The following is a 25,573-nucleotide window of genomic DNA, read 5'->3' on the forward strand; positions in this document are numbered from 1 at the left end:
GGAATCCGGCGTCAGCCGAGCGCCGTGCGCCCCTCGTGCTCGGGCAGGCGTTCGCGCAGCATCCGCTCTGCCAGTTCCGCGAGCTTCTGCGTCGCGGGTGAGAGCAGCACGCCCTCGCGCTGCACGAGGGCGATCGTGTCGTGCATCGGCTCGGCGAAGGGGAACGTGCGGATGCCGGCGGGGAAGGCCTCGGACTCCGCGATCGAGCGCGACACGATCGTGTCGGCGGTGCCCGCCGCGACCAGGCTGAGCGCGGTTTCGACGTGCTCGACCTCGACCGCGGGGTCGATCGTCAGGCCCCGGAGCCGTGCGCGCTCGAGAAGCTGTCGCCTGGTCGGGTCATCCCACCCGGCGAAGGCGTCGTAGAGCACGAGTTTGGCGTCGGCGACCTCGTCGATCGTGACGGCGCCCGCGCCTGGTGCCCGCGTGGCCGACGCATAGAGCACCTCGTCGCGGAAGAGCGGGCGCACCTCGAGACCGTCTTCATCGACCGGCAGCACGAGCAGGCCGGCCTCGAGCTCCCCGGCGGCGATCGAACGAGCCACGTGCGCGGAGTTGATGCCGACCAGTCGCAGTCGCACGTTCGGATGCCGGTGGTGGAAGGTCTCGGCGAGATCCGCGAGCGCGTAGTACGCCGCATTGCGCAGCACGCCGAAGGTGCAGGTGCCGCGATCGAGTGAGGCCAGGGCCTGGATCGTGTCGATGCCGTTCTGCACCGCGCTCACCGCCTGAGCCGCGTGCGGTCGCAGTTCGAGCGCCGCGGCCGTCGGCACGAGCCGTCTGCTGCCGCGGGCGAACAGCGCGACGCCGATTTCGCGCTCGAGCCGGGCGACCAGCTCGGAGACGGATGCCTGCGTCATGCCGAGGGTCTTCGCGGCCGCCGTGAACGAGCCGTCGTCGAGAGCGGCGAGAAAGGCCGTGAGCTGGGTGATGGTCACACCCAATGGTAAACCCGATGGCTTGCGCAGGATCATCAGGGTTGTCTCGTGGATCGGTCGGATCTAGCCTTCCTGCATGCGTTACTCCTCAGCAGTCCTCGCCCGCTACGACGGCGACTTCCACCACCTCAAGTCCCCGCTCATCGATGCACCCGCCGCGCAGCGGGATCCGGCCGTCATTGAGACCGTGACGAACATGCTCGCCGACATCCGCGAGCGAGGCCTCGATGCCGTGCTCGACTATGCGCGCAAGCTCGACAACTACCAGGGCACCGACATCGAGCTCACCGCCGAGCAGATCGCGACGAGCGGTGATCGCCTCGACCCCGACCTGCGCGCCGCGATCGAGCTGGGCGCCGAGCGCACGCAGGCGTTCGCCCGCGCCTCGCGCGAGCATCTGACGGACTTCGAGACCGAGTTCGTGCCCGGGATCGTGACCGGAGCGAAGTGCATCCCCGTCTCGCGCGTCGGCGCCTACCTGCCCGCCGGGCGCTTCCCGCTCACGGCCAGCGCCTTCATGACGGTCGGCGTGGCGAAGGCCGCCGGAGTGCCGACCGTGATCGCCTGCACGCCTCCGCAGCCCGACGGCGGAGCGAACGACGCCGTCGTCTACGCCGCGCACCTGTCGGGTGTCGACCGCGTGTTCGTGATCGGCGGAGTGCAGGCGCTCGCCGCGATGGCCTACGGGCTGCTCGGCGACCTGCCCGTCGACATGCTCGTCGGTGCCGGCAACGCGTTCGTGGCCGAGGCCAAGCGCCAGCTGTTCGGCACGGTCGCGATCGACCTGCTGGCCGGTCCCAGCGAGGTCGCCGTCATCTCGGACGAGACGGCCGACCCCGTGCTCGTCGCCGCTGACCTTCTGGGGCAGGCGGAGCACGGGCCGAACTCGCCCGCGGCGCTCATCACGACATCCGAAGAGCACGGTCATGCCGTGATCGCCGAGATCGAACGGCAGCTCGAGACCCTGGCGACCGTCGACATCGCGGGTGCCGCGTGGCGCGACTACGGCGTGGTCACGGTGGCGAAGGACCGCGAGACCGCTGCGGCGCTCATGGACGATCTCGCCCCCGAGCACCTCGAACTGCTCACGGCCGACGACGACTGGTACCACGAGAATCTGCGCAACTACGGCTCGATCTTCCTCGGGCCGTGGAGCACCGTCGCCTACTCCGACAAGGGCATGGCGGGCACCAATCACGTGCTGCCGACGGCCGGGGGCGCCAAGCACAGCGCCGGGCTCTCGGTGTCGCGCTTCCTCAAGCCGCTCACCTATCAGCGCATCAGCCGCGAGGCCACGCCCGAGTTGGCCAACGCGGTGCAGGTGATCTCCGACTCCGAGGGCATGGCCGCGCACAGCGCGACGGCCACGCTGCGGTTGGACCGCCTCGCCTGACGGGCGTGGCCACTGGGCCTGTTCCGGTGCCGACGGGTAGGTCGGTGCCGGATGCAGGAGTGAAAGCCGGTGCCGACGGGTAGGTCGGTGCCGGGTGCAGGAGAGAAGCGCGGATGCGGGACGAGATCGGTGATCTCGCCCCGCATCCGCGCTTTCGTCCTGCACGTGTGCTGCGCGCGGTCGGGCGTGCGCAGCGAACGAGCCTCAGAGAGCGGTGTAGCCGCCGTCGACGAGGTGGTAGCTGCCGGTGATGAAGCTCGCGGCGTCGCTGGCGAGGAAGGCGATGAGGTTTGCGACCTCGTCGGCCTGGCCGAGGCGTCCGATCGGGTGCTTGCTGATCAGGAAGTCCTTGGCCTCGTCACCCATGGTGGCCAGCAGCGGGGTGTCGATGAATCCGGGGCCGACCGAGTTCACGCGCACGCCCTGAGCGGAGTACTCGAGGGCGGCCGACTTGGTCATGCCGACGACCGCATGCTTGGCGGCGACGTAGGCGGGGGAGCCGGCGAAGCCGACGCTGCCGAGGATCGACGCGATGTTGACGACCGAGCCGCCGCCGTTCGCGAGGATCGAGGGGATCTGCGCCTTCATGTTGCGGAAGACGGCGTTGAGGTTGATCGAGATGACCTTGTCCCAGGCCTCGTCGTCGTACTCGGCGGTGGGAGCGGATGCTCCGCCGATGCCGGCGTTGTTGACGCCGATGCGCAGCGGGGCGAGCGTGTTCGCGAGCTCGATCGAGCTGGCGATCCAGGCGGTGTCGGTCGCATCTCCGACGGATGCCTCGGCGGTGCCGCCGGCGGCGCGGATCTCGTCGACGACCGCGTTCGCGTGCTCCGCGTTCAGGTCGTTGACGACCACGGATGCGCCGTTCCGGGCGAGCAGCAGAGCGGTCGAGCGTCCGATTCCGCTGCCTGCTCCCGTCACGATCGCCGAGCGGTTCGAGACGTCGTACTGAGCCACGAGTGACTCCTCTTCCGGACGATCGCGGTGCCGGGAGATCTTCTCGGACGGTCCGTCCTAGGGTTCCAGCCTACGCCCGGAAGAGGGGGGATGGATGCGCGTGAATGGATTTTCTCGGCTCCTCTGCTCTATCGCGAATCGGCGCCGAAAGTGAGATCCAGGGCTTCGGAGAGGTCGGCGACCAGGTCGTCGGCATCCTCGAGGCCCACAGAGAGACGCAGGTGTCCGAACTCTCGGAACGGTGCCGGGTACGTGGCGACACGGCCGCCCTCGGTGCCGGTGTGCACGATGAGCGAGTCGTCGTGACCGAGTGAGAACCCCGAGGTGATCAGTCGAAGGTTCGCGACGAACCGGTTCTGCACGTCGGGGGAGCCCGTCACGGCGAACGACATCATTCCACCGAAGCCGCGCCCGCCGAACTGCCGCACGGCGAGAGCGTGATCCGGATGCGATTCGAGGCCGGGATAGTAGATGTACTCCACCCGGGGGTCGGCCTCGAGCATCTGCGCGATCTGCAGCGCCGACGAGAAGTGCTGGCGCAGGCGCAGGGGCAGGGTGACGGTGCCGCGCTGGATCTGCCAGGCGTTGAAGGGCGAGATGATGCCGCCGACGTCGACCATGGCATCGGCCTTGATCGCCTGGATGAGATCGCGCCGCCCCGAGACCGAGCCGCCCATGGCGTCGCCGTGCCCGTTGAGGTACTTGGTGAGGGAGTGCACCACCAGGTCGGCGCCGTCGTGGATCGGTCGGTAGAACGGCGGCGGCGAGAAGGTCGAGTCGACCATGAGGATGGCGCCTGTGGCGTGGGCGATCTCGGCGACCGCGCTCACGTCGGCGACCTTGGTGGTCGGGTTCGCGATGGCCTCGATGCACACGAGGCGCGTCTCGGGGCGCATGGCCGCCCGCACCGCGTCGAGGTCGCTGATATCGACGAAGGTCGCCTCGAGGCCGTAGCGCTGGGGCAGCAGCTCGGTCCACAGCCGCCAGGTGGCCTCGTAGACAACATCGCTCACGACCACATGATCACCGGCGCGCACATGGGTGAAGAACACCGCGTGCAGGGCCGCGACTCCGGAGGCGAGTGCGACCGCCTCTTCGGCGCCGTCGAGGGCGGCGAGCTTCTGCTCGAGTGCCGCCTGATTGACCCCGGTGTTGCGGGTGTACAGCCCGGGTGCGGTGGCCGACCAGCTGATCTCGCTCGGGTCGTCGGGCAGCTGGAACGAGTTCGCCATCACGAGAGGCGTGCGCAGCGCCAACGTCGAATCGAGTTGATTGCCTGCATGCACGGCCAGGCTGAGGTCGGACAGCGTGTGCAGATCCTTGCGGTCGGGTCGAGCGCCCATCGTGACTCCTTCGTTCCGCACCGTCTTCCAGTGCCGTCTTTCACTCTAAGGTGCATAATAGACACACGCAATTGCTAATCGTGCATGAGCTTGCACTGTCTCAGGAGGTCTCGATGGAGCGGCTTCATCTCGATCAGATCGATCGTCAGATACTTGCGGCGCTCACCGAGGATGCCCGCATCCCTCTGGTCACCCTTGCAGCCCAGGTGCATCTGTCGCGCAACGCCGTCAAGCAGCGCATCGAGCGGATGGAGCGTCAGGGCGTCATCGGCGGCTACAGCGTCGTTCCCGGACGTGCCGGCGGCTCGCCCGTCTCGGCCATCGTGCTGGTCTACCGCAGCGATCGGATGCGCGGGGGCGGCGTCGTCTCGGAGATCGCCCAGATTCCCGAAGTGCGTCGGTGCGATGTGCTCTCGGGTGACTTCGACCTGCTGGTGACGCTGGAAGCGGAGTCGATGGATCGCATCGGCGAGATCTGGGAGATGCTCGCAGCGCTCCCGGGAGTCGCGAACACCGTCACAGCGGTGTCGCTGACCCGGGTGGTCGACCGGGCGTGACCTCGCAGAGGGGCAGGGCATCCCCCGCGGACCCCTCCCCCTCCGCGAGGAGATCTCAGGTGGTGATGCAGGTGACCTTCGGCTGGGTCATCTCCTCGTACGCGAAGCGCACGCCTTCGCGCCCCATGCTCCCGTACTTCGATCCGCCGAACGGCATGCTGTCGATGCGGTAGTCGGAGGAGTCGTTGATCATCACGCCCCCGGCATCGAGTGCTTCGGCGACGCGCAGCGCGCGGGTGATGTCGGAGGTGAACGCCGCGGCGTGCAGGGCGTAGTCGATGCTGTTCGCCTCGGCCACGGCCTCGTCTTCGGTGTCGAACGCAGCCAAGACGACGATGGGCGCGAACGCCTCCTCGCTCCAGGCCTCGCAACGGGGCGAGACGTTCTCGAGAGCGGTCGGCCAGTACACCGAGCCCTCCCGCCGGTGCCCGGCGAGCACGCGCGCCCCCGCCCGCACGGCGTCGTCGACCACGCGCTCGGCATGCGTCGCCGCAGCGACCGAGATCATCGGACCCACGTCGGTCGCCTGGTTGACGGGGTCTCCCGCGCGAAGCATCGAGGTGCGAGCCGCGAATCGGTCGCGGAACTCGGCGTACACGGAGCGCTCGATGAGGATGCGCTGCGCGCCGACGCAGTTCTGCCCCGCAGCCCAGAATGCGCCGGACACGCAGGCCTCGACGGCGGCCGGGATGTCGGCATCCGCGAACACCAGCACGGGGGCGTTGCCGCCCAACTCCATCGCCAGCCTCTTGAGACCCGCGGTGCGGGCGATCGCCTCACCGGTGGCGAATCCTCCGGTGAACGACACCATGCGGATGTCGCGCACGGCGACGAGCGCCTGCGCCACGTGCCGGTCGCCGTGGACGACCGTGATGATCTCGTCGGGGAGTCCTGCCTCCAGCAGCACGTCGACGAGGAACCGCGCGGTCAGCGGGGTGAACTGCGACGGCTTGAGGATCACGGCGTTGCCACCGGCGATCGCCGGGCCGATCTTATGGGCGACGAGGTTGAGGGCGTCGTTGTAGGGCGTGATCGCGAGGATCACGCCGAGCGGCTCTCGTGTGTACCAGCCGCGCCGATTCGCGGAGCCCTCGTAGGCGTCGAAGGGAATGACCTCGCCGTCGAAGGCGCGAGCGGTCTCGGCCGAGAGGGAGATCGTGGTCACGGCTCGCTGCACTTCTTTGCGCGCCTGAGTGATCGTCTTCCCCGCTTCGCGGACGATGAGGGTCGCTGCCTCTTCGGCGCGGCCCTCGAGGATCCGCGCTGCGCGATCCAGGATCCGGTGCCGCGCAAATCTCGACAGGTCGCCCGAGAGAGTGGCGCCGAGCCGCGCGCGCGACATGATCTCGTCGACATCGTCGACCGAGTGCTGGGAGAGGCGGGCAATCACCTCGCCGTTGTACGGGTCGAGCACCTCGAGAAGCGACGCCTGCGTCACGGGAGCCTCCATGGCGGGCGCGCTCATCACGCCGCTCCGACGAGTGACGCCTGCTGCGCATCGATCGCGATGATGTCGGACAGCAGCGCGTAGGCCGTCTCGAGGCGTCCGGCGCCGGGGCCGGACATCGTGACGGTGCCGAGCATGTCGGTCGTGAACGCGATCGCGTTGGTCGCTCCGGAGATGCCTGCGAGAGGGTGGTCGGCGGCCAGCGAGAGGGGCTGGACGGATGCCGTCACGGCGCCCGACTCGTCGCGGGTGATCGTGCCGAGGAGCTTCCAGTGCTCGCCCGCCGCCGCTGCCGCGATCACATCGCTCGCGGTGATCCCGCTGATGCCGACGCGAGAGACGTCGGCCGTGGTGATCTCGGCGCCGAGCAGCTCATTGGCGAGGATCACGACCTTCAGCTGCACGTCGGATCCTTCGATGTCGGCGGTGGGGTCGGCCTCGGCGTAACCCAACGCCTGAGCCTCGGCCACGGCATCGCCGAGCGACTTGCCCGACTCCATCTGGCCGAGCACGAAGTTGCTCGTGCCGTTGAGGATTCCCTGGATGCGGCTGATGCGGAGTCCCTTGAGCGTCTGCTGTGCCAGCCGCAGCACGGGAGTGCCGCTCATCACAGAACCCTCGTACTCGAAGCGGGCGCCGTTCTGCTCTGCGAGCCGGTTGAGTTCGGCGCTCGCGAGTGCGACGGGCCCCTTGTTCGTGGTCGTGACGCTCTTGCCGCTCTCGAGGGCGGCGCGGACGTGCGAGATCGCAGGTTCGCCGTCGATCGGGTTCGTGTAGGTCGCCTCGACGATGATGCCCGCCGTCGTGGTGCGGATGACGTGGTCGTTGCGAGGATCGACGTCTCCACCCGGCATCCCGGCGAACGAGTCCTCGCCGGTCATCGCGAGCACGGCTCCGAGGTCGATGCCGTCCTCCTGCATGAGGGAGCCGAACCGCAGATCCGTGATCGCCACGACTCTCAGGGTGAAGCCGAGATCGTCGGCGAGGTCGGAGCCTCGGTCGTGGATGATCTCGGCGAGGGCGCGGTTGACGCCTCCGAAGCCGATGAGGGCGAGGTCGTGGTGAGTCACCGGGGTTCTCCTTCTCTACGTGGACTGTCGCCGGCGTCGCCGCGCTGACATGTGTCCATCCTCAGCGCGCGTGGTGTCTGTGCGCGCCTGTCAGAACGGCAGCGGGAGTGGGCGGAATGGCAGCTTCTCGCCCGGAATGTCGGTGGTGGCGGATGCGGGGGCCAATCCGCAGGAGTGCTCTTGCGCACCGGATATCTCAGGAGATAGTGTCCCCGCAGATCACCAAAGAAAATGCGTCATTGGCACATAGATGTGAATATGATGCACATACAACCCGATTGAGAGTTCCGATGACGCCTCTTCCCGGCGAGAAGCCCCTCCCCAACGTCCTGCCGAGTACGACGGCCACCCAGGTGCCGCTGCGTCGGCTGCAGCGCACCATGGATGCCCGTCACCTGATCATGATCGCGCTCGGCGGGGTGATCGGCTCGGGGCTGTTCCTCAGCTCCGGCTACACGATCTCGCAGGCCGGACCCCTCGGCGCGATCATCGCGTATCTGATCGGCGCTTTCGTCGTCTACCTCGTCATGGCATGCCTGGGTGAACTCGCGGTCGCGTACCCGGTCTCGGGTGCCTTCCACATCTACGCGTCGCGGTCGATCGGCCCGGCGACCGGCTTCACCACGGCCTGGCTGTACTGGCTCTGCTGGGTGGTGGCGCTCGGATCCGAGTTCACGGCATCCGGCATCCTCATGCAGCGTTGGTTCCCCGGGGTTCCGGTGTGGCTGTGGTGCCTGATCTTCGCCGCGGTGCTGTTCCTGCTCAACGCGATCTCGGCTCGCGTGTTCGGCGAGGCGGAGTTCTGGTTCTCGCTCGTCAAGGTCATCGCGATCGTCGGCCTGATCGTGCTCGGCGGCGCGGCGATCTTCGGATTCACACCGCTGTCTCCAGAGCATCCGCCGGCACTGCTCTTCAGCAACTTCGAGACTCCCGGCGGCCTCTTCCCGAACGGATTCAGCGGTGTGATCGTCACCGCCCTCGCCGTCTTCTACGCGTTCAGCGGCTCGGAGCTGATCGGTGTCGCCGCCGGCGAGACGAAGGACCCCGCCAAGAACATCCCCCGTGCCCTGCGCTCGACGGTGCTGCGCCTCGTGGTGCTCTTCGTCGGGGCGATCGCCGTCATCGCCGCGATCCTGCCGTACGACCAGGCCAGCGTCACCAGCAGCCCGTTCGTCGACGTCTTCCAGTACGTCGGCGTCCCCTACGCCGCCGACATCATGAACTTCGTGATCATCACGGCGCTTCTCTCGGCCGGCAACAGCGGACTCTTCTCCTGCGCGCGGATGCTGTTCTCGCTCGCCGAGGAGGGTCACGCCCCGAAGGCGTTCACCCGCCTCACCCGGCGGGGTGTGCCGCTCATCGCGCTCAGCGTCAGCATCCTCATCGGTCTCGTCTCGCTGCTGACGAGCGTGATCGCGGCCGGAACGGTCTACCTGGTGCTCGTGTCGATCGCCGGATTCGCGGTCGTCGCGGTGTGGATGTCGATCGTCGCCTCGCAGTTCTTCCATCGCCGCGCCTTCGTGCGCGAAGGAGGACGCGTGCAGGATCTGGCCTACCGCACGCCGCTCTACCCCGCGCTGCCGATCGTCGCATTCTCTCTGCTGCTCATCTCGATCATCGCGATCGCGTTCGACCCGAACCAGGTGGCCGCGCTCTACTTCGGCATCCCCTTCGTCGGTGCCTGCTACCTGTACTTCTGGTGGCGTCACGGTCGCCAGGGCGTACGTGATGTCGTGCAGGATCACGAGGCCGAGTCCGTCGAGGCATGACGGCTCCGTCGTCCGCGGCGGGGTGGGTGGAGATCGACCGGAACGCGATCACGCACAACATCCGCACGATCCGCGCAGAGCTCGGCGAGGAGGTCGGGTTCTGCGCGGTCGTGAAGGCCGACGCCTACGGGCACGGGATCGACATCGTCGCACCGCTGCTCGTCGCCGAGGGGATCGCGATCGTCGGGGTGGCCTCGAACGACGACGCCGCCGCCGTTCGTGCGGCGGGGTTCGTCGGGCGACTGATGCGCGTGCGCCCCGCCGGGCGGGAGGAGATCGACGACGGCATCCGCTTCGGCCTGGAGGAATGGGTCGGCGGAGTCGAGCACGCGGGAATCGTGGGAGTGACCGCGGCGGCGCGGGGGGTCAGGATTCGCGTGCATCTCTCGCTCAACTCGACCGGGCTCGGTCGCGACGGCATCGACCTCGGTGAAGCCGGGGGCCTGGATGCCGTGACCGCCGTTCTCGCAGACCCGCACCTGGAGGTCGTCGGCCTGTGCTCCCACTTCCCCTGCGAAGACGCTGCCGATGTGGCCGAGGGCGCATCGCGCTTCGACGAGGAGACTCGTGTGCTGCTCGCCGGAACGCATGCGTGTGATCGGATCGCGCGGCATTGCGCGACCACGTTCGCGGCACTCACGGTGCCCGAGTCTCGGTTCGACCTCGTGCGCATCGGCGCGGGGCTGTATGGCGACTCCGACACGGTCGGCGGCGCGCTGCGTCCTGCCATGCGGGTCGTGTCGAGGATCGCGGCGATCAATGCCTATCCGCGTGGCAGCACTGTGGGATACGAGCGCTGGCACCGTCTCGACCACGATGCGCGTCTGGCCGTGATCCCTCTGGGATATGCCGACGGAATCCATCGCAGCCTCAGCGGCACCGGCGAGGTGCTCGTGCGGGGGAGACGTGCACCGATCGTCGATCGGATCGCCATGAACAGCTTCCTCGTCGATGTCTCGAGCATCCCGCGTGCAGCGCCGGGAGACGAGGTGGTGCTGTTCGGCCGGCAAGGCGACGAGGTGATCGCCCCGGCCGATGTCGAGCGGTCGCACGGTCACATCGCTGCCGATCTCTACGTCGCCTGGGGGCGGCTCCTGCCGCGTCGTCCGGTCGCGGCCGCCGGATAGGATTGCCGTGATCTCGACCCGCACGAAGGAGCAACGATGGCAGCCTCATCCTCGCTCGTGCAGGGTCTCAAGCTTCTCGATGCCTCGGTCTCCCAGGAGCGCCGCGCTCGTCCCGGACTCAATGCCTCCCGTCTGGCGGAGGCCACCGAGATCGAGCGCAGCCGGGTGTCGCGGCTCACGCAGGAGCTGCGCGCACGGGAGCTCCTCAGTCGCGACGACGACGCGCTGTTCTCGGCGGGGCCGGAGTTCTTCCGCACCGCTGCCGTTCTCAACGCACCCTGGTTGCGGGCCTCGCGAGCCGCGCTGCGGGCGCTCGCCTCGCAGCGCGGTGTCAACGCCCTGATCACGATCGCCGATGGCGCGCGCGGTGTATTGCTGCGCTGCGAGAGGTCCGCCGATGGGTTCGATCGCTCCATCCGTGAGGGGCTCGTCACACCGATCTGGTGCACCGGTGCGGGCCGGGCGTTGCTCTGGGATCACACGCTCGAGCAGCTCGAGGCGCTGCTCGAGGACGTGCAGTTCGTCGGGGTCGGTGGACCGACAGCCGCTCGTTCGACGCGCGATGTGTGGGCGCTGCTCGAACGGGACCGCGAGGATTCGCTCGTCGCCGCCGCGGAGGAATACGACGAGGGCATCGACGAGTTCGCCCTCCCCATCCGCAGCAGGGGTGAGGTCATCGCCTCCCTGGCTGTGCGTGGCAGGCACCGCCCCCAGGGGATCACCCGCGACACGCGGGCCCTGCTCACGCACTTCGCCGGCGAGCTCAGCGCCGCAGCCGGCGCCGATCAGCCCTCACGCGATAACGGCTGACGGGGCGCCGAGTTCTCGGGAGAGCTCGGCGGCAGCCCGGGCACATGCTTCGCCGCACGTCGCCGTGCGCTCCGCCATCACGTCGCGCGTCCCGATCACCTGGACCGCGGCGACGACCTCGCCGCGGTGGTCCCACACGGGAGCGGCGACCGAGTAGAGACCTGGCTCAGCCTCCTGGTCGACGATCGCGAACCCTCGGCGCCGATCGTCGTCGAGCCGTGAGAGGAAGTCGTCGATCGACGTAGGGGTGTTCGGCCCCTGAGGCGAGAAGTCGGTGGCGCGGAACACCGCGCGGATCTCATCGGCGGAGGCGTCCCACAGCGTGGCACGGCCGGCGTCGCTGCAATAGGCAGGGTAGGCGCGTCCGATCCACGACCCGATCATGCGCGAGTCGGCGGGAAGGCTTTCGAGCATGGTGAGCGTCGTGTCTCCCTGCAGCACGCTGAGGAAGGCGGCTTCGCCGAGGCGCGACGACAGGTCTTCGAGCACCACCAGGCCGTGCGTGCGCAGGCGCTGTGCGCTCAGCTCCTGGGCGGCGGCGTACCATCCCCACGCGAGGGTGAATGAACGGTCCGCCGCTCTGGTGACGAGGCCCGAGCGCTCCAGGCTCGCCAGCGTGCGCGACACCTGTGAGCGCTCACGACCGAGGGAATCCGCGATCACGCTGACCGTGGCCGGTCGGAGGTCGCGGGTGAGCGTCGCCACGGAGGAGAGCACATCGAGTCCTCGGCCCATGCTGCTCGACGAGGGAGGTCTCGGCGTGGCTGGTGGCATGGAACGAGGTTACCGCTGTGCGTCAGCCCACAGAGCGGATCGAGGCCCGCTCGATGACCGGCATGGGGATCAATACGGAGTCGAGCGGGCGCTCGCCGAGCAGCATCTCGACGGCCGTGCGACCCATGACGTCGTAGGGGAGCCGTGCAGTCGTCAGGCCCGGTCGCTGGAAGCTGGCGAGCTCCTCATCGTCGAACGATGCGACCGAGATGTCGTCGGGAACCCGCAGCCCGCGCTCCGCGATCGCCTGGTATGTGCCGAACGCCACACCGTCGTTGCCGGCCAGGATCGCTGTGAGGTCGGGGTGCGCGTCGAGCATCTGCAGCGTCCGTGTGTATCCGATGTCGGGGTTCCACTCGGGGACGTCGATGATGAGCGGGTCGACCCCCGCCTCGGCGAACGCTGCGCGGATGCCGTCGAATCGCGAGCCGATGGTCACCGAGTGCAGGGGAGAGGAGACAGCGTGCGGGTTGTTGCCGATCACTCCGACGTGGCGGTGGCCGGCCTCGGTGAGCAGGCGTGCCATCGCATGGCCGGCGGTGCGCTCGTCGGGGAGGACCGACGGGTGCCCGGTCGTCGACGTGCCGTTGACGATCACGACAGGCACGTCGGCGGGTGTCTCGGGCACCTCGATCATGCGGGCGCCGAGAAGCCCGATCAGGATGCCGTCGACCCGGCGGTCGATCATCGCCTCGATCTCATCCGAGATCTTCGCGTCGTCGCCCTCGGTCTCGGCGATGAGGACGGTGTGGCCGTGCTCCTTCGCCGCCGACAGCAGGCCGCGGATCATCTCGGATGCGTAGCGGGTCACCGTGATCTGGTCTGAGATGAACCCGAGGGTCTTGGTCTTGCCGAGGCGCAGGCTCTGTGCTGCCGGGTTCGGGCGATAGCCGAGCTCCTCTGCGGCGGCGCGGACCCGGCGGGCGGCGTCGACGGACAGTCGTGAGCCCGGCCGGTCGTTCAGGATCATGCTGACGGCGGTCTTCGACATCCCCGAGAGCGCGGCGACATCGGCGAGCGTCGGCCTGCGATCGACGTTCTTCGGCACCGGCGTCCTCCTGTCGTGACATCTCCAGCTTAGGCAGTGCAGGCAGTGCCGCGGAACCACTCAGGTTGAATTGATTTAGCAGAATGCTTGCACCCCTCAAGCCGCGATGCTAATCTCGGCGTGCTGAATCAATTCAGCACCTCCGTGCGGATACTGCTTCCCGCGTGCGGAGTCACTCACTCAGGAGAGAACATCGTGGTTGATCTCACTCGCAGGGCTCTGTTCGGCGCGATCGGACTGGGCATAGTCGGCACCGTCGTCTCGTGGCCGAGGCTGACCGGATCCGACATCCCGGGACGCGGCAAGGACACTCTGACGGTCGCCCTCTTCGGCACCGCGCAGGATGCGGTGGCGCGCCAGGCGCTGGTCGATGGATTCCAGCGTCAGCACCCCGGCATCGAAGTGCGCATCGTCGCCATCCAGGGACAGGACTGGAGCGAGTACTTCGCGAAGATCCTCACGATGATCGCGGCAGGTACGCCGCCGGATGTCGTCACGGTCGCGACCGAGGGCTCGCAGTTGTTCGCCTCGCGCCTCGCGCACCCGCTCGACGATTTCGTGCGCAGAGACGCGGCGGAGATGCAGGAGTACTTCGACGACGTGAATCCGACGCTCATCGAGGCGTTCATGTACCAGGGCAGCCTCTTCCAGATGCCCGACAACTTCAACGCGGCGAACGTCTTCTACAGCACCCAGGCCATGGAGCGCGCAGGGCTCGAACGCCCCGCCGACAACTGGACTCTGGAGGAGTTCCTCAACACGGCCCGCTCGATGAAGAAGAGCGCCCCCGAGCAGTTCCTCCCCTACTTCTGGAACAACCGGCTCTGGGGTGGCGTCGTGCCGTGGCTCTACGTCAACAACACGAGCTTCCTGCGCGAAGAGAAGGCAGGCGGAGGGGACTGGTTCTGGGATCGCTTCTATCCCGACCAGCCAGCCCGCAGCGGAGGATACGTGTGGAAGCAGGCCGATGCGCTGAATGAGCACGCCGTCGAGAGCTTCTCGGTGCTCGAGCGCATGGTCTCGGAGGGTCTTGCGGCGAACCCTGCGCAGGGAGGCGGGAACGAGCTGGTCTCCCTGTTCTCCACCGGCGCGGTCGGGATGACGCCCGCGGGCGGATTCTGGGTTCGCGGTCTCGAAGAAGCAGGCGTCGCGAATGACGCCTATGACGTCACCTACTTTCCACGGATGTCGGGGCAGCGGCATCAGTTCGGCGCAGGCGGCTACGCGATCATGGAGACCTCTCCGCGCAAGGACGAGGCCTGGGAGTGGCTCAAGTACTGCGTCTCGGTCGAGGGCATGAAGATCGCCCATCCGCGACCCGACTCGTCTCTGCCTCGCCGCTCGCTCAACGCCGAGCTGTACGGAGCGGGGGTGGGCCCCGCCCACTGGGAGGTCTTCTACGACACCCTCGACAAGTTCCCCGACACCGGCCCGATGCCGGCACCTCCGCAGCAGGCCGCCGTCGAGTCGGCGCTGCTCAAGAACGTGGTGTCGACCATCACCAACGGCCCATCCGGTGTGCGCCGGGGCCTGGAGACGATGCAGCGAGATCTCGAGATCGCGCTGGGAGGACGATGATGTCGGAGAGCACTCGAACCCTCACGGTCCCGCCGGGAGCACGCGGCGAGACCGGCACCGTCGCCCGCTCGGGCCGGTCCATCATCTGGGTGTTCCTGGCACCCACCGTGATCGGCCTCGGGCTGTTCAACCTCGTGCCGATCGTCGGGTCATTCGTCCTGGCCTTCTTCCGCTGGGACATCATCTCCGATCCGGTGTTCGTCGGAGTCGACAACTTCGTCGACCTGGCGATGAACCCGACGGTGCGCGTGTCGTTCCTGAACACCATCGGCTTCGTCATCGTGGCGGTCATCCTGCAGCTCACGGTCGCGCTGCTGCTCGCGATCCTCGTCCAATCGAAGATGCCGACGTGGCTGCGCACCTTCTTCCGGTCGTCGCTGTTCTTCCCGCTGATCCTGTCGGCAGCATCTGTCTCCCTGATCATGGCGTATCTGTTCAACCAGGAATTCGGGCTCGTGAACCAGACGCTCAACCTGATCGGCATCGCCGATGTCGGGTGGCTGACGACCGGGTTCGGCGCGAAGGTCGTGGTGCTGCTCGTCTACCTGTGGCAGAACTTCGGCTTCACGTTCCTGCTCTTCATCGGCGGGCTCGCGGCGATCCCGAGCGAGGTCTATGAGGCATCCTCGCTCGACGGCGCGGCGGGGTGGACGCAGTTCCGTATGATCACCCTGCCCCTCGTGAGCCCGACCCTGCTGGTCGCATCGGTCATGGCCATCATCAACGCATTGCAGATCTTCGATCAGCCGTGGGTGCTCACCCGCGGCGGACCCGGCGATGAGACCCGAACCGCCGTGATGGTGATCTACGAGTCCGCCTTCCGGGAGCTCGACTTCGGTGGCGCCTCCGCCATCGGAATCGTGCTGACGCTTCTCATCATGCTCGTCACGGCCATCCAGTTCCGGCTGAGCCGCCGATTCGTCTTCTACGGGTGAGGCCATCATGACTACGACAATCATCACGAAGCGCTCGTGGGCCCACAGCCTCGGCACAACCGGCAAATTCGTCATCCTCGGGCTGGCCGCCTTCCTCACTCTCGGGCCGGTCGTCTGGACGCTCGTCACGGCACTCTCGCCCACCGACAGCGTCACCCAAGAGGTCACCGTCGGCTTCGGAGCGTTCGCCGACGTCTTCATCAAGATCCCGCTCTGGCTCTATGCCTGGAACAGCGCGCTCGTGGTGGTGCTCGTCGCCGCGGGGCAGATGCTCTCGGCGGCGATGGCAGGTTACGTCTTCGCCAAGTTCGAGTTCCGCAGCAAGAAGATTCTCTTCGCGCTGATCCTCGCGACCATGATGGTTCCATTGCAGGTCACGATCGTGCCCGTGTTCATGCTGGTGAGGGGGATGGGGCTCGCCGACACGCTTCTGGCGCTCATCGTGCCCGCCCTGCCCACCGCCTTCGGCACGTTCCTGATGCGGCAGTACTTCATGGGGATCCCGACCGAACTGGGCGAAGCCGCGCAGCTCGACGGCGCAGGGCCCTGGCGCACGTTCTTCGGCGTCTACCTGCCGCTGGCGACGCCGGCGCTCGCGATCGTCGGCATCCTCGCCTTCAACTACCACTGGAACGAGTTCTTCCGACCGCTCATCATGACCATCAGCGACCAGAACTTCACCCTGCCACTGGGACTCGTGACGCTGCAGGGCAACCTCGGCACCGGCAGCATCTCGACGGTGCTCGCCGGCGTGATCCTCTCGATGATCCCCGCGCTCCTGGTGTTCTTCTTCGGGCAGAAGCCGCTGCGCGAAGGACTCACAGCGGGCGTCGGCAAGTGACGCACGCCCCCATCAAGGAGAAAGACGACTGCCCGGTGACCCCCACTGACCTTCCCCCGGTCCGCACCACGAGCCCGCGCATGCACTTCGCCCCGCGCAACAACTGGATGAACGATCCGAACGGTCTCGTCTTCCATGACGGCCTGTACCACCTGTACTTCCAGTACAACCCGCAGGGCATCGAACACGCCAACCTCAGCTGGGGTCATGCGACGAGCACCGATCTGCTGCGATGGACCGAGCACCACCCGGCGATCCTCTGCGATGACGACGCGCAGATCTATTCGGGCTCCGTCGTGGTCGATCACGGCAATACGTCCGGCTTCGGCACCGACCAAGATCCGGCGCTGGTGGCGCTCTACACGGCCGCGGCGCCGGGGCATCAGGCGCAGGCGCTCGCGTACAGCACCGACGGCGGGTACGCCTGGACGAAGTACTCGGGCAACCCCGTGCTCGACCGCGGCACGAGCGACTTCCGCGACCCGAAGGTGTTCCGCTACGACGACGGAGGAGACGGGTACTGGGTGATGGTCGCGGTCGAGGCACAGGACCGCCAGGTGCTGTTCCACCGCTCCGACGATCTCAAGACCTGGACCTACCTGTCGTCCTACGGTCCGGCGGGGCCGGTCGGCGGTGTGTGGGAGTGCCCCGACATGTTCCCGCTAGCGGTCGACGGCGATGACGACGACGTGCGCTGGGTGCTGCTGATCAGCCTCAACCCCGGCGGGATCGCGGGCGGTTCGGGGACGCACTACGTCGTGGGCGACTTCGACGGCACGACGTTCCGCGCCTCCGTTCCCCACCCCACTCCGACGCGTGCGCTGCTCAGAGACGGCAGCCAGTCCCGCGACGAGCTGGAACGCTATGGCTGGATCGACTTCGGACCCGACTGCTATGCCGGGGTCACGTTCGACGGTCTCTCGCGAAACGAGCGGACGCTCATCGCCTGGATGGACAATTGGAAGTATGCCGGTCGCATCCCGACCGATGATTCCGATGAACACCGCAGTGCGATGACTCTTCCTCGCCGGCTCTCGCTCACTCGCGATGCGGAGGGGGTCGAGCGACTGCGGCAGCAGTCGGCGGTCGGACTCGAGCTCGGTGAGAGCATCGACCTCGGCAGTGTGACCGGTGGCGTCGCGCTCGCCGAAGGGGTCGCCGGTGCCGCGCGGGTCCGCTTCACCGCGACCTTCGGCGGTGCACAGAGCGTCGAACTCCACATCGACTCGGCATCGGATGACGGCGGGGTCGTGATCCGTCAGGACCGTGAGAGCGGACGCATCGAGCTCGAACGTCCCGGCGCGGGAATGCCGTCAGGTTTTCATGGGTCGCCCTCGATGAGGCTCGACCGGCCGGGCGAGATCGGATGGGACATCTGGATCGACGATCTGAATGAGCGGGTGTCGTCGGTCGAGCTGTTCGCGCAGAACGGTGAGAGGGTGCTCACTGCGCTGATTCCCGTCGCCTCGCCGCGCACCTACACCGTGTCAGCCGTCGGAGGATCTCTGCAGGGGGCGCGAGCGGGTATCGCGGAGAGGGGATGCTGATTCCCCGCTGCCTCGTCGTCGGTGAGGCCCTCGTCGATGTCGTCGATGGCGTGCCCCACGCGGGCGGATCGCCCATGAACATCGCGGTCGGCCTCGCCAGGCTCGGGCTCGATACGAGACTGCTCACCCGAATCGGGGACGACGAGTTCGGCCGCCTGCTCGACGAGCACCTCGTCCGTGAGGGGGTCGCTCTGACCGCGGCGAGCCTCAGGGTCGGCGAACGCACCTCCCGGGCCACCGCCGCGATCGGCGTCGACGGCGCGGCCGTCTACGACTTCGACATCGAATGGACCCTCTCCGAGTCGGCCGCGATCGCCGAGGCAGCGGAGGCAGAAGTCATCCACGTCGGCTCGATCGGTGCGTCGCTCGAACCCGGGGCGAACGCCGTCCATGCGATGCTCCGCACGGTCTCGAGTCGCGCTCTGCGCACGTACGACCCGAACATCCGGCCTGCGCTTCTCGGACCGCGAGCCGCAGCCGTGGCGCGCGTCGAGGCGATCATGGCCGCATCCCACGTCGTGAAGCTCAGCGATGAGGATGCCGACTGGCTCTACCCCGGTCGCGCGATCGGTGAGGTGCTCGCGCACGTGCTCGACCTCGGAGCCAGGGTGGTCGTCGTCACAAGGGGTGGCGAGGGGTGCATCACCGCGATCGCCGGTGCGGAAGAACCGGTGACGAGGCGTGCGTCGCCTGCCACGGTGGTCGACACGATCGGTGCAGGCGACGCGTTCATGTCCGGTCTCGTCTATGGGATCGTCTCCGCGGGGTTGATCCCCGAGCTGACCGCCGACGTCTTCGCTCCTGACGGCGATGTCCTGAGTGCGCTCGAAGAAGCCGCCGACGCTGCGCTCGCCAGTGCGGCCGTCGCGGTGTCTAGAACCGGAGCGGCCCCGCCTCGTCTGCATGAGCTGGAGCAGCGCTCGGTGTCCTGACGTGGCACCCTCAATCTCTCTCGGCGGGCGGGGTGGCGTTCCGAGCGTCGCCGTAGACAGCGGCGGCCGCTCCGACGCGGGGTCGGAGCGGCCGCACTCTGCGCAATCGCCGTCTACGGGACGATGACCGCGCGGCCGCGGATGCTGTTCGAGGCGAGATCCGCGTATGCCTTCGGGCCGTCATCGAGCGAGTAGGTCTCGGTCTGCACGTGAATCTTGCCGGCGCGGGCGAGATCCAGCACCTCGATCAGTTCCGAACGTGACCCCCAGTACGGGATTCGCACGGCTGCGTCGTAGGCGATCGAGCCGAAGCCGAGGGACATGCTCCCTCCGCCGATGCCGACGATCGTGACGTCCGAATCGAGAGCGGCGACGCTCTGCGCCAGGGCCATCGTCGGATTCGCGCCCACGAAGTCGAACACCGCGTTCGCGCCGAGGCCGCCGGTGATCTCACGGATCTTCTCGGCGGCAGATGCATCGCTGATCAGCACGTGGTCTGCGCCGACCTCCGTGGCGAGCTCGAGCTTCGTGTCGTTGACATCGAGGGCGATCACCGTGGCGCCCGAGATCGCCTTCAGAATCTGGATGCCGACGTGGCCGAGCCCACCGGTGCCGATGACGACGGCGAAGGTGCCGGCGCCGAGCTTCGGGAGCGAGCGCTTGATCGCGTGGTACGGGGTGAGGCCGGCGTCGGTCAGTGAGACGTTCTGCACGGGGTCGAGGTCGCCGAGCGGCACGAGGTGACGGGCATCATCGACGATCATGTACTCGGCCATCGAGCCCTGGCTGCCGAGACCGGGAGGGCGGATGCCCTCGGCGGCGGCGTTGGTGCAGTAGTTCTCCATGCCCTGCGAGCAGTTGTGGCAGCGGCCGCAGCCCCACGGGCCGTAGACCGCCACGGCGTCGCCGACCTTCAGTGTCGAGTCGACGCCCTCGCCGATCTCGTGGACGATGCCCGCACCCTCATGGCCGAGCGTCAGCGGCAGCGGATAGCTCTGCTCGAGATAGTCCTTCTCGGGAAGGCCCATGACGTAGTCGTCGGAGTGGCATACACCGCCCGCCGTGACCTTGAGCAGGACCTGGCCCGGTCCCGGCTTCGGGATGGGGATGTCGACGACGACAGGGGGCTTGCCGATCTCGACGTAGCGGAGAGCTTTCATGTGCTTCTTCTTCCTGGCGCCCGAGCGGTCTGCCGCGCGGTGCGGAGGCGTGGGCGCTCGGTGCCGTCCCTCCAATTATCCGCCCGCAGGAAGAGGCGGCGTTTCGCCCCGTTGGCGATCCCGGCTACGGTGGTCGGGTGAGTTCACCCGAAGCATCCACTGTCGAGCTGCCGGCACGCCGGTAGCTCACTACCTCGACGTCGCCCCATCTGAGCGGGCGCTCTCCGCGATCTCGATCGCGTCTATGCGAGTTCCGATGTGCTGGTCCGCCTTGACCGACGCACCTCATCGAAAGACTCACCATGCCCTTTGTCATCGTCCTGCTCGCCGTCGCGGTCTTCGCGCAGGGAACATCAGAATTCATGCTCGCCGGGCTCTTGCCCGCAATTGCGAGCGACCTCGCGGTCAGCATCCCGCAGTCGGGGCTGCTGAACTCAGCCTTCGCCGTAGGGATGATCGTGGGGGCTCCGATCATGGCGATCGTTAGCCGCCGCTGGTCCCCGCGGCTCGCACTGTCGACCTTCCTCCTCGTCTTCATCGCCATGCACGTTCTGGGAGCGTCGACCGACGACTTCGGCGTGCTGCTCGTCACCCGGGTGGTTGCGGCGATCACCAATGCCGGCTTCCTCGCCGTCACTCTCTCGACGGTCTCAGCCCTCGTGCCGGCTGACCGCACCGCCCGAGCGCTCTCGGTCATTCTCGGAGGAACGACTCTGGCGCTGATAGCGGGAGTCCCCGCCGGCGCGGCTGTCGGGGCTCTGCTGGATTGGCGTGCAGCCCTCTGGGGAGTCGCCGTCATCTCGGTACCCGCCCTCGTCGCAGTGCTCCTCGCGACTCCCACGCGGTCGACTGACACCAAGCGTTCCACGACGCTCAAGGACGAGCTCGGGTCGTTGCGCCGTCCAGCGCTGCTCGTACCTCTCGGACTCGGTGCGCTGGTCAATGGTGCGACATTCTGCGCCTTCACCTACCTCGCTCCGGTCGTCACCGGGTCTGCGGGCCTGCCGGACGCAGCAGTTCCCGCCGCGCTGGCGATATTCGGTGTCGGATCCTTTGCTGGAGTGTGGGTGGCTGGACGGTACGGCGACCGCCACGCGACCCGCATCCTCACAGTCGGCGGAGGAGCACTGCTCGTCGGCTGGGGAGCACTTGCGGCACTGTCTGCGATCCCGGCCGCACTGTTCACGTTCGCGTTCGTTCAGGGTGCGCTTTCGTTCGCGGTCGGGAGCACGCTCATCGCGTCGTCGATCCGGGCCGCAGTGACTGCCCTGACCATGTCGGGATCGTTCGCGACGGCATCGCTCAACGTCGGTGCCGCAGCCGGCCCCGTCTTCGGCGGACTTGCCTATGCGACAGCGGCCGGCGCAACCGGGCCGCTCCTGGTCAGCGCGGCATCGGTCTGTGCCGCGGCTCTGGCGTTCACAGCCACGAGGGGGCTGGTGAAACGAGATGGTCTCCGAGAGAACCGGTCGGCCGAAATGTCGGAAACGCAGCGCGATGACACCGTGTGTCACCAGTTCAATATGAGGCAAGTGTTTCGCTCACGCTGAGGATTCTTCTCCGCCCGAAGAATCCGCGCTAGGGCCGTCTGATTCGAGCCATGCGAATGCTGCCCGCCAGATCTCCTCGTCCGGTTGGAGTATCTCGAGGCTTCGCCAAATCAATGCGTAGAGCTGGTCGACCCATGCCTTGGCGAGCGGCACGTTCGCGCCGGCGCTGAGGGACATGCTCGGGATGAGATGGCCACGATGCAGGACGTTTTGACACCGCTCCATGGCATGGTTCTCGAGTGACCACCACTCTCCATGGGCCACACCGCTGGCGAGAGAGTACGCCTGGCGGTAATAGTCGAGCAGCCCCGACTCTTCCGCCATGGAGCGCAGCGAGACTCCAGCGAAGGAGTCTCGAGTGTCCACGATGCGAGAATCGAAGATGTCGTCGTTGTAACTCAGCTTCTGTAGCTGCTTCACTGCCTGGCTGAACCCCTGGTCCCGGGCGGCCTCCGGGATCTCTTCGAGTATGCGTGAGTACAGCTTGGCTTTCCCCGCACCATAGTCCTTGTATATCTGATAAATCGCGCGATCTTGCTTCGACATCCACTCGATGTGCACGCGTCCCTCGACGAGCGCGCGGGTCACATGTGAGCCGTGCTCGGCACACCATAGCTCCGGTGATCCAAGCGCAACGATGACATCGCGGCCTGCGCGCGATACCAGGCCGCCGTGCACCTCAGCCCGGGCAGGATCGCGGAGGTCTCGTGGTCCTTGGGTGACGGCTTCGATGTAGCTTGCGAGGAGATCAAGCGCCAGCTGCCGCAGGTGCTTCCCGTCGTCTGGCGGACCACTAGGCCCGAGCGATACATCCGGTTCCGGACCCCGCGGCGAGTCCGGCCGAGCGCTCTCTGGAGTTTCCTTTGAAGGAGCGTCGCGCTTTCGCATGCAGCCAGAAGTCATCGAGTTCGTTCCCCAGAACACTCGGGACCAGGTTTCACGTGCACCGGCATCATCGGGATCCTGGTCGAGCGAAGTCAGCTGCTGTTGTGCGCCCCACATCGCACGAACGACCGTGTCAGCCTGGGGAAGCTTGGCCACGTTAGTGGGGTAGTCATGGAGGATGTCGATTGTCTCTTGCGAAGTGCGGAAGGTGCCGGCCTGGACGCCGCTCCAGATGCTGAAGCACTTCAGCAAAGCTTCTCGGTGGTCGTCGAACATGCTGTCGTACACGGCTTCGCCCAGGAGGTCGATGACGTCCTGAGTGGGAGGCGCAACGCCCACGTCTACCAGCCACTCCGCCGGGCGATGCGCGTATGAGGCAAGCGCCCGTTGGACGCGTGCCGAAAGTAATCCATTGCGATGCGCGTGGTAGCAAACCGCCTTCCTCGCGTTCGCGCTATCTCTCGCAAGTTTCTCAAGCCCTGAGAGTGTGCCGTCGAGGCCACGCGCAAGGCTGAGGTCCGCCACATCTGGACGAAGCTCCGCGACCACGTCCCTTTGCCACTGAACGAACCTTCGTGCCGCTGAGTTACCCGCGTCTGCGAGAACAAGCGCGGGCCACAGCAAGTCTGGGAGTGCATCTACGACCCAGTCGGAAAGCTTGAGCGTGCCGTCCGCTACGAACGGCGCCTTGTAGGCACGTCCCTTCCGGACGTGACCACGCATCGGTCCTGTCGTCTGGTTCGGCCGAGGGATGCTCACACCGGAAAGCTACCTGCAGCTGGCGACATTCATCGTCTGCGCGCCAGATGGTCGCGTTCTTCGGCGGTTTGCAGGCATCCATCGAGCCAGCACTCCCTCCGCAGTCAGTGCCTTCGTTTCTCGCACGAACGACGATGTCGGAATCGCGATGAAATCGGACTAAATCCGATGTAAAGCGAGAGCCAAGGGTCTCGCCGCTGTATATGCGCGGTGTTGAGATCATACCGACGGGGCCGGACATTCACATTGCTTGTCCTTGCTTCGTCTGGTGTCGGACGGCTATCCCGTGACACCGATACCGGCACCGAGGGGAGGTAGGCTCGGACGGGTCGGTGAGAAGCTCTTTCGCAGAAATCGCGGCAGTTTGGCGGCCTAGCGGGACGGGACGATGGCTGGCTAAGCCGAGTCGATCATTCGGATGCCACCTGAACTTCGGCGCGGTTTACCGGATCCGCTCTCTTCCACACAGGTTCCGGCACGAGCGCGGGAGCCTCGATACCCTGGCGCTCGCTTTCCCTTTCTTTGACTCGAGGGAAGTGGCCGTGAGATGCGCTCACGAGAACGGCCAACGCGTTATGCAAACGCGATTTCGAGACTTTGCTCATCGTTTTTGAGTCGAAACGATTGGGGGCCTCGCACTCGAAAACGACGACACCAGCTTTGATGTTGCCGCGGTCCAGGCGCTGGGCGTAGATGCACCTCGTGTACATCTTCAGGCCCTCTACATCCTCGGCAGAGAAGCCTTGAGCCCTCAGGTTTCGCTTCCACGCCTCCCGGTCGTCCTCTTCGGAGTTGTCGATGAATGATCGCCGCCCCCATGCGACACCGATCGCTCCTTGGGTCAGCGGGTAGGAGCTACGTCCGCGACGCTCGAGGTTCGGATTCTCCGAGTGACGGGCCAAGAGAACGAACTCGTCGTCTTCCACCGAGTACACCGACACTCGAGTGTCGACGGAATCGCCGCAGATATAGCCGCCCAGTTCCGCAAGCAGGGTGTCCAGAGCTCCCTGGAGCGCTCGTCGATGTTCATCGACCTCCGCCACGGCGGCTTCCCGAGCCGTAACTAGGTCAGCGAGGGCCCGCTCTTTCTGCTGCTCGAGTTCGGAGTAGGTGGGTTTGAACCATTTGAAGTACCCGAATGCCCAGATGACCGCGACGAACAGGACCCCGGCGGGCCAGAGCAAAGTCGGCCACGTCGCGAGTTCAGCGAATGAGTGCATGCTCGCTACCGTGACGCAGACCGTCAACGCTGCGGAGAGAATAACCTGCGCTGGATCCCGAAGGCTACGGAGTCGCCAGTAATAGCGGGTCACCCACGACAGGTGCTGGCCAGGGACCGGAACGGGATCGCTGTCCGGGGCGTCCTTGCTCCGCGAATGCATGTCCGACTAAGCGCTCACGAGTTGCGAGCGTACACGCTGCACCTCGCGGGCCGGCTTGCCGGATGCGTCGCTGCTTGCAAGAGCGAAGGCCTTGGATAGCACGTCGTCAGCGGTCTCCTCGATGAACTCCGGGTCCATCCCCTCGAAGCGGAGCCCCACCCGGAATCCCTCGACATCGAGATCCGGTGCTACAAAGTACGCCGTGATCCCAGCCATGCCCAGATCTGCGATCGCGCGTCGAACGGCATCGTCAAGCTTTCCGACCAGAACATCGTACGGAACAGGTCGCGCACCATCGACTCGGACCATGGTCGTCAGTTCAACTGCCACATGCGCCTCCTGACGCTTCTGATGCCCGGCCCGCACATTGAGGGGCTCACGCTTCATCTCGAGATCTACGTTACCTGGCGCAACCGACGTTTGGCAGCAAAGTAACGGTTGACGTTGCCGCTCACACGGGAGCCACCTCTATACGGTTGCGGTGCCGTGAGTTCTAGCGCCACCTCTGACCTTCGATGATCCGGGCCAGAGCTTCCACGTCACCGCCACTTCTGAATCATTCCACCGGGTTGTGCTGCCCGTCGGTCACCATGGTCGACTGTGGCGTCGCCATCAGAGCGGATACCGACATCCATCCCTTGTCTTTCACGATGTCGATGATCTCGGTCAGGTGTGGCAGGAGTTTCCCCGGCGAGGAGAGGCTGAACTGCCACGACGGGAACCGCCGGGACTGCGCGATCTCGACCATGTACAAATCGCCGCGGTCAGCTG

22 protein-coding genes and 1 pseudogene are annotated in these 25,573 nt (G+C 66.7%); 11 read left to right on the forward strand and 12 right to left on the reverse strand.

Annotated features, from left to right (window positions below):
* Positions 1-11: 11 nt before the first annotated feature.
* Positions 12-938 carry a LysR family transcriptional regulator gene (locus RQG77_RS06290; RefSeq protein WP_311243972.1) on the reverse strand — a complete coding sequence of 309 codons (927 nt, stop codon included), beginning with the start codon at positions 936-938 and terminating at the stop codon, positions 12-14.
* A 76-nt stretch (positions 939-1,014) separates the two neighbouring features.
* On the opposite strand from RQG77_RS06290, the gene hisD reads away from it, so the two are divergent.
* A complete protein-coding gene (hisD, locus tag RQG77_RS06295; protein WP_311243973.1) occupies positions 1,015-2,331 on the forward strand; it encodes a histidinol dehydrogenase in 1,317 nt (438 codons plus the stop codon).
* A 204-nt stretch (positions 2,332-2,535) separates the two neighbouring features.
* Here the strand turns inward: hisD and RQG77_RS06300 are convergent, their stop codons facing one another.
* Complete coding sequence (locus RQG77_RS06300; RefSeq protein WP_056310430.1) at positions 2,536-3,288, reverse strand: SDR family NAD(P)-dependent oxidoreductase; 753 nt, start codon at positions 3,286-3,288, stop codon at positions 2,536-2,538.
* 128 nt (positions 3,289-3,416) lie between these two features.
* Positions 3,417-4,631 carry an aminotransferase class V-fold PLP-dependent enzyme gene (locus RQG77_RS06305; RefSeq protein WP_311243974.1) on the reverse strand — a complete coding sequence of 405 codons (1,215 nt, stop codon included), beginning with the start codon at positions 4,629-4,631 and terminating at the stop codon, positions 3,417-3,419.
* 113 nt (positions 4,632-4,744) lie between these two features.
* Here RQG77_RS06305 and RQG77_RS06310 point away from each other — a divergent pair, with 113 nt between their 5' ends.
* Complete coding sequence (locus RQG77_RS06310; protein ID WP_311243975.1) at positions 4,745-5,188, forward strand: Lrp/AsnC family transcriptional regulator; 444 nt, start codon at positions 4,745-4,747, stop codon at positions 5,186-5,188.
* Between the two features lie 55 nt (positions 5,189-5,243).
* Here the strand turns inward: RQG77_RS06310 and RQG77_RS06315 are convergent, their stop codons facing one another.
* Complete coding sequence (locus RQG77_RS06315; RefSeq protein WP_311243976.1) at positions 5,244-6,653, reverse strand: aldehyde dehydrogenase family protein; 1,410 nt, start codon at positions 6,651-6,653, stop codon at positions 5,244-5,246.
* Positions 6,653-7,705, reverse strand: coding sequence for a homoserine dehydrogenase (locus RQG77_RS06320; RefSeq protein WP_311243977.1), 1,053 nt, complete (start codon positions 7,703-7,705; stop codon positions 6,653-6,655). Before RQG77_RS06320 ends, RQG77_RS06315 begins: the two co-directional genes overlap by 1 nt.
* Before the next feature lie 290 nt (positions 7,706-7,995).
* Here RQG77_RS06320 and RQG77_RS06325 point away from each other — a divergent pair, with 290 nt between their 5' ends.
* Genes RQG77_RS06325 through RQG77_RS06335 form a run of 3 tightly spaced genes read left to right on the forward strand, consistent with a single transcriptional unit; the run spans position 7,996 to position 11,411 of the window.
* Complete coding sequence (locus RQG77_RS06325; RefSeq protein ID WP_056310400.1) at positions 7,996-9,474, forward strand: amino acid permease; 1,479 nt, start codon at positions 7,996-7,998, stop codon at positions 9,472-9,474.
* Positions 9,471-10,601 (forward strand): alanine racemase, encoded by a 1,131-nt coding sequence (gene alr / locus RQG77_RS06330; protein ID WP_311243978.1) that lies wholly within the window; start codon positions 9,471-9,473, stop codon positions 10,599-10,601. The genes RQG77_RS06325 and alr overlap by 4 nt, the downstream gene beginning before the upstream one ends.
* 36 nt (positions 10,602-10,637) lie before the next feature.
* Positions 10,638-11,411: an IclR family transcriptional regulator C-terminal domain-containing protein gene (locus RQG77_RS06335; RefSeq protein ID WP_311243979.1), complete on the forward strand. Its 774-nt coding sequence runs from the start codon at positions 10,638-10,640 to the stop codon at positions 11,409-11,411.
* On the opposite strand, the gene RQG77_RS06340 is transcribed toward RQG77_RS06335, so the two are convergent.
* Both RQG77_RS06340 and RQG77_RS06345 read right to left on the reverse strand, forming a co-directional pair.
* Complete coding sequence (locus RQG77_RS06340; RefSeq protein ID WP_311243980.1) at positions 11,394-12,185, reverse strand: IclR family transcriptional regulator; 792 nt, start codon at positions 12,183-12,185, stop codon at positions 11,394-11,396. The genes RQG77_RS06335 and RQG77_RS06340 overlap by 18 nt on opposite strands.
* Positions 12,186-12,207: 22 nt before the next feature.
* The gene (locus RQG77_RS06345) at positions 12,208-13,233 is read right to left on the reverse strand and encodes a LacI family DNA-binding transcriptional regulator (RefSeq protein ID WP_311243981.1); all 1,026 of its coding nucleotides are present in this window, start codon (positions 13,231-13,233) and stop codon (positions 12,208-12,210) included.
* A 195-nt stretch (positions 13,234-13,428) separates the two neighbouring features.
* On the opposite strand from RQG77_RS06345, the gene RQG77_RS06350 reads away from it, so the two are divergent.
* From RQG77_RS06350 to RQG77_RS06370, 5 genes are read left to right on the forward strand one after another with little or no spacing between them, the layout of a single operon-like run.
* Positions 13,429-14,811, forward strand: coding sequence for an extracellular solute-binding protein (locus tag RQG77_RS06350; protein WP_311243982.1), 1,383 nt, complete (start codon positions 13,429-13,431; stop codon positions 14,809-14,811).
* Positions 14,811-15,746 (forward strand): sugar ABC transporter permease, encoded by a 936-nt coding sequence (locus RQG77_RS06355; protein ID WP_311243983.1) that lies wholly within the window; start codon positions 14,811-14,813, stop codon positions 15,744-15,746. The genes RQG77_RS06350 and RQG77_RS06355 overlap by 1 nt, the downstream gene beginning before the upstream one ends.
* Positions 15,747-15,753: 7 nt before the next feature.
* Entirely contained in the window at positions 15,754-16,587 is an 834-nt protein-coding gene (locus tag RQG77_RS06360) for a carbohydrate ABC transporter permease (RefSeq protein WP_056510752.1), read from the forward strand.
* 35 nt (positions 16,588-16,622) lie between these two features.
* Positions 16,623-18,134 carry a glycoside hydrolase family 32 protein gene (locus RQG77_RS06365; RefSeq protein ID WP_311243984.1) on the forward strand — a complete coding sequence of 504 codons (1,512 nt, stop codon included), beginning with the start codon at positions 16,623-16,625 and terminating at the stop codon, positions 18,132-18,134.
* Entirely contained in the window at positions 18,128-19,066 is a 939-nt protein-coding gene (locus tag RQG77_RS06370) for a PfkB family carbohydrate kinase (protein ID WP_311243985.1), read from the forward strand. The genes RQG77_RS06365 and RQG77_RS06370 overlap by 7 nt, the downstream gene beginning before the upstream one ends.
* A 113-nt stretch (positions 19,067-19,179) precedes the next feature.
* Here RQG77_RS06370 and RQG77_RS06375 read toward each other — a convergent pair whose 3' ends face one another.
* Positions 19,180-20,226 (reverse strand): NAD(P)-dependent alcohol dehydrogenase, encoded by a 1,047-nt coding sequence (locus RQG77_RS06375; RefSeq protein ID WP_311243986.1) that lies wholly within the window; start codon positions 20,224-20,226, stop codon positions 19,180-19,182.
* Positions 20,227-20,528: 302 nt separating this feature from the next.
* Between RQG77_RS06375 and RQG77_RS06380 the strand changes: the two are divergent.
* Positions 20,529-21,641 (forward strand): annotated as a pseudogene (locus RQG77_RS06380) (Cmx/CmrA family chloramphenicol efflux MFS transporter); the annotation flags it as partial.
* A 126-nt stretch (positions 21,642-21,767) separates the two neighbouring features.
* Here RQG77_RS06380 and RQG77_RS06385 read toward each other — a convergent pair.
* The 4 genes from RQG77_RS06385 to RQG77_RS06400 all read right to left on the reverse strand — a co-directional run bounded on the left by RQG77_RS06385 (position 21,768) and on the right by RQG77_RS06400 (position 25,550).
* Entirely contained in the window at positions 21,768-23,420 is a 1,653-nt protein-coding gene (locus RQG77_RS06385; RefSeq protein ID WP_311243988.1) for a DUF5677 domain-containing protein, read from the reverse strand.
* 410 nt (positions 23,421-23,830) lie between these two features.
* Entirely contained in the window at positions 23,831-24,640 is an 810-nt protein-coding gene (locus tag RQG77_RS06390) for a hypothetical protein (protein ID WP_311243989.1), read from the reverse strand.
* A 168-nt stretch (positions 24,641-24,808) separates the two neighbouring features.
* Positions 24,809-25,018, reverse strand: a complete 210-nt coding sequence (locus RQG77_RS06395) for a hypothetical protein (protein ID WP_311243990.1) — start codon at positions 25,016-25,018, stop codon at positions 24,809-24,811.
* 340 nt (positions 25,019-25,358) lie between these two features.
* On the reverse strand, positions 25,359-25,550 hold the full coding sequence (locus RQG77_RS06400) for a hypothetical protein (RefSeq protein ID WP_311243991.1): 192 nt from the start codon (positions 25,548-25,550) through the stop codon (positions 25,359-25,361).
* Positions 25,551-25,573 lie beyond the last annotated feature (23 nt).

This window comes from Microbacterium sp. WCS2018Hpa-23 (assembly GCF_031843845.1).
In the GTDB taxonomy this organism is placed as follows: Bacteria; Actinomycetota; Actinomycetes; order Actinomycetales; family Microbacteriaceae; genus Microbacterium.

Bases quoted from the DNA above. Each gene is read 5' to 3' on its own strand.
- RQG77_RS06400 (WP_311243991.1), bottom strand. From the start codon at position 25,550: ATGGTCGAGATCGCGCAGTCCCGGCGGTTCCCGTCGTGGCAGTTCAGC.
- hisD (WP_311243973.1), top strand. From the start codon at position 1,015: ATGCGTTACTCCTCAGCAGTCCTCGCCCGCTACGACGGCGACTTCCAC.
- RQG77_RS06395 (WP_311243990.1), bottom strand. From the start codon at position 25,018: ATGGCTGGGATCACGGCGTACTTTGTAGCACCGGATCTCGATGTCGAG.
- RQG77_RS06340 (WP_311243980.1), bottom strand. From the start codon at position 12,185: ATGCCACCAGCCACGCCGAGACCTCCCTCGTCGAGCAGCATGGGCCGA.
- RQG77_RS06325 (WP_056310400.1), top strand. From the start codon at position 7,996: ATGACGCCTCTTCCCGGCGAGAAGCCCCTCCCCAACGTCCTGCCGAGT.
- RQG77_RS06370 (WP_311243985.1), top strand. From the start codon at position 18,128: ATGCTGATTCCCCGCTGCCTCGTCGTCGGTGAGGCCCTCGTCGATGTC.
- RQG77_RS06375 (WP_311243986.1), bottom strand. From the start codon at position 20,226: ATGAAAGCTCTCCGCTACGTCGAGATCGGCAAGCCCCCTGTCGTCGTC.
- RQG77_RS06390 (WP_311243989.1), bottom strand. From the start codon at position 24,640: ATGCACTCATTCGCTGAACTCGCGACGTGGCCGACTTTGCTCTGGCCC.
- RQG77_RS06305 (WP_311243974.1), bottom strand. From the start codon at position 4,631: ATGGGCGCTCGACCCGACCGCAAGGATCTGCACACGCTGTCCGACCTC.
- RQG77_RS06335 (WP_311243979.1), top strand. From the start codon at position 10,638: ATGGCAGCCTCATCCTCGCTCGTGCAGGGTCTCAAGCTTCTCGATGCC.
- RQG77_RS06310 (WP_311243975.1), top strand. From the start codon at position 4,745: ATGGAGCGGCTTCATCTCGATCAGATCGATCGTCAGATACTTGCGGCG.
- alr (WP_311243978.1), top strand. From the start codon at position 9,471: ATGACGGCTCCGTCGTCCGCGGCGGGGTGGGTGGAGATCGACCGGAAC.
- RQG77_RS06315 (WP_311243976.1), bottom strand. From the start codon at position 6,653: ATGAGCGCGCCCGCCATGGAGGCTCCCGTGACGCAGGCGTCGCTTCTC.
- RQG77_RS06360 (WP_056510752.1), top strand. From the start codon at position 15,754: ATGACTACGACAATCATCACGAAGCGCTCGTGGGCCCACAGCCTCGGC.
- RQG77_RS06355 (WP_311243983.1), top strand. From the start codon at position 14,811: ATGTCGGAGAGCACTCGAACCCTCACGGTCCCGCCGGGAGCACGCGGC.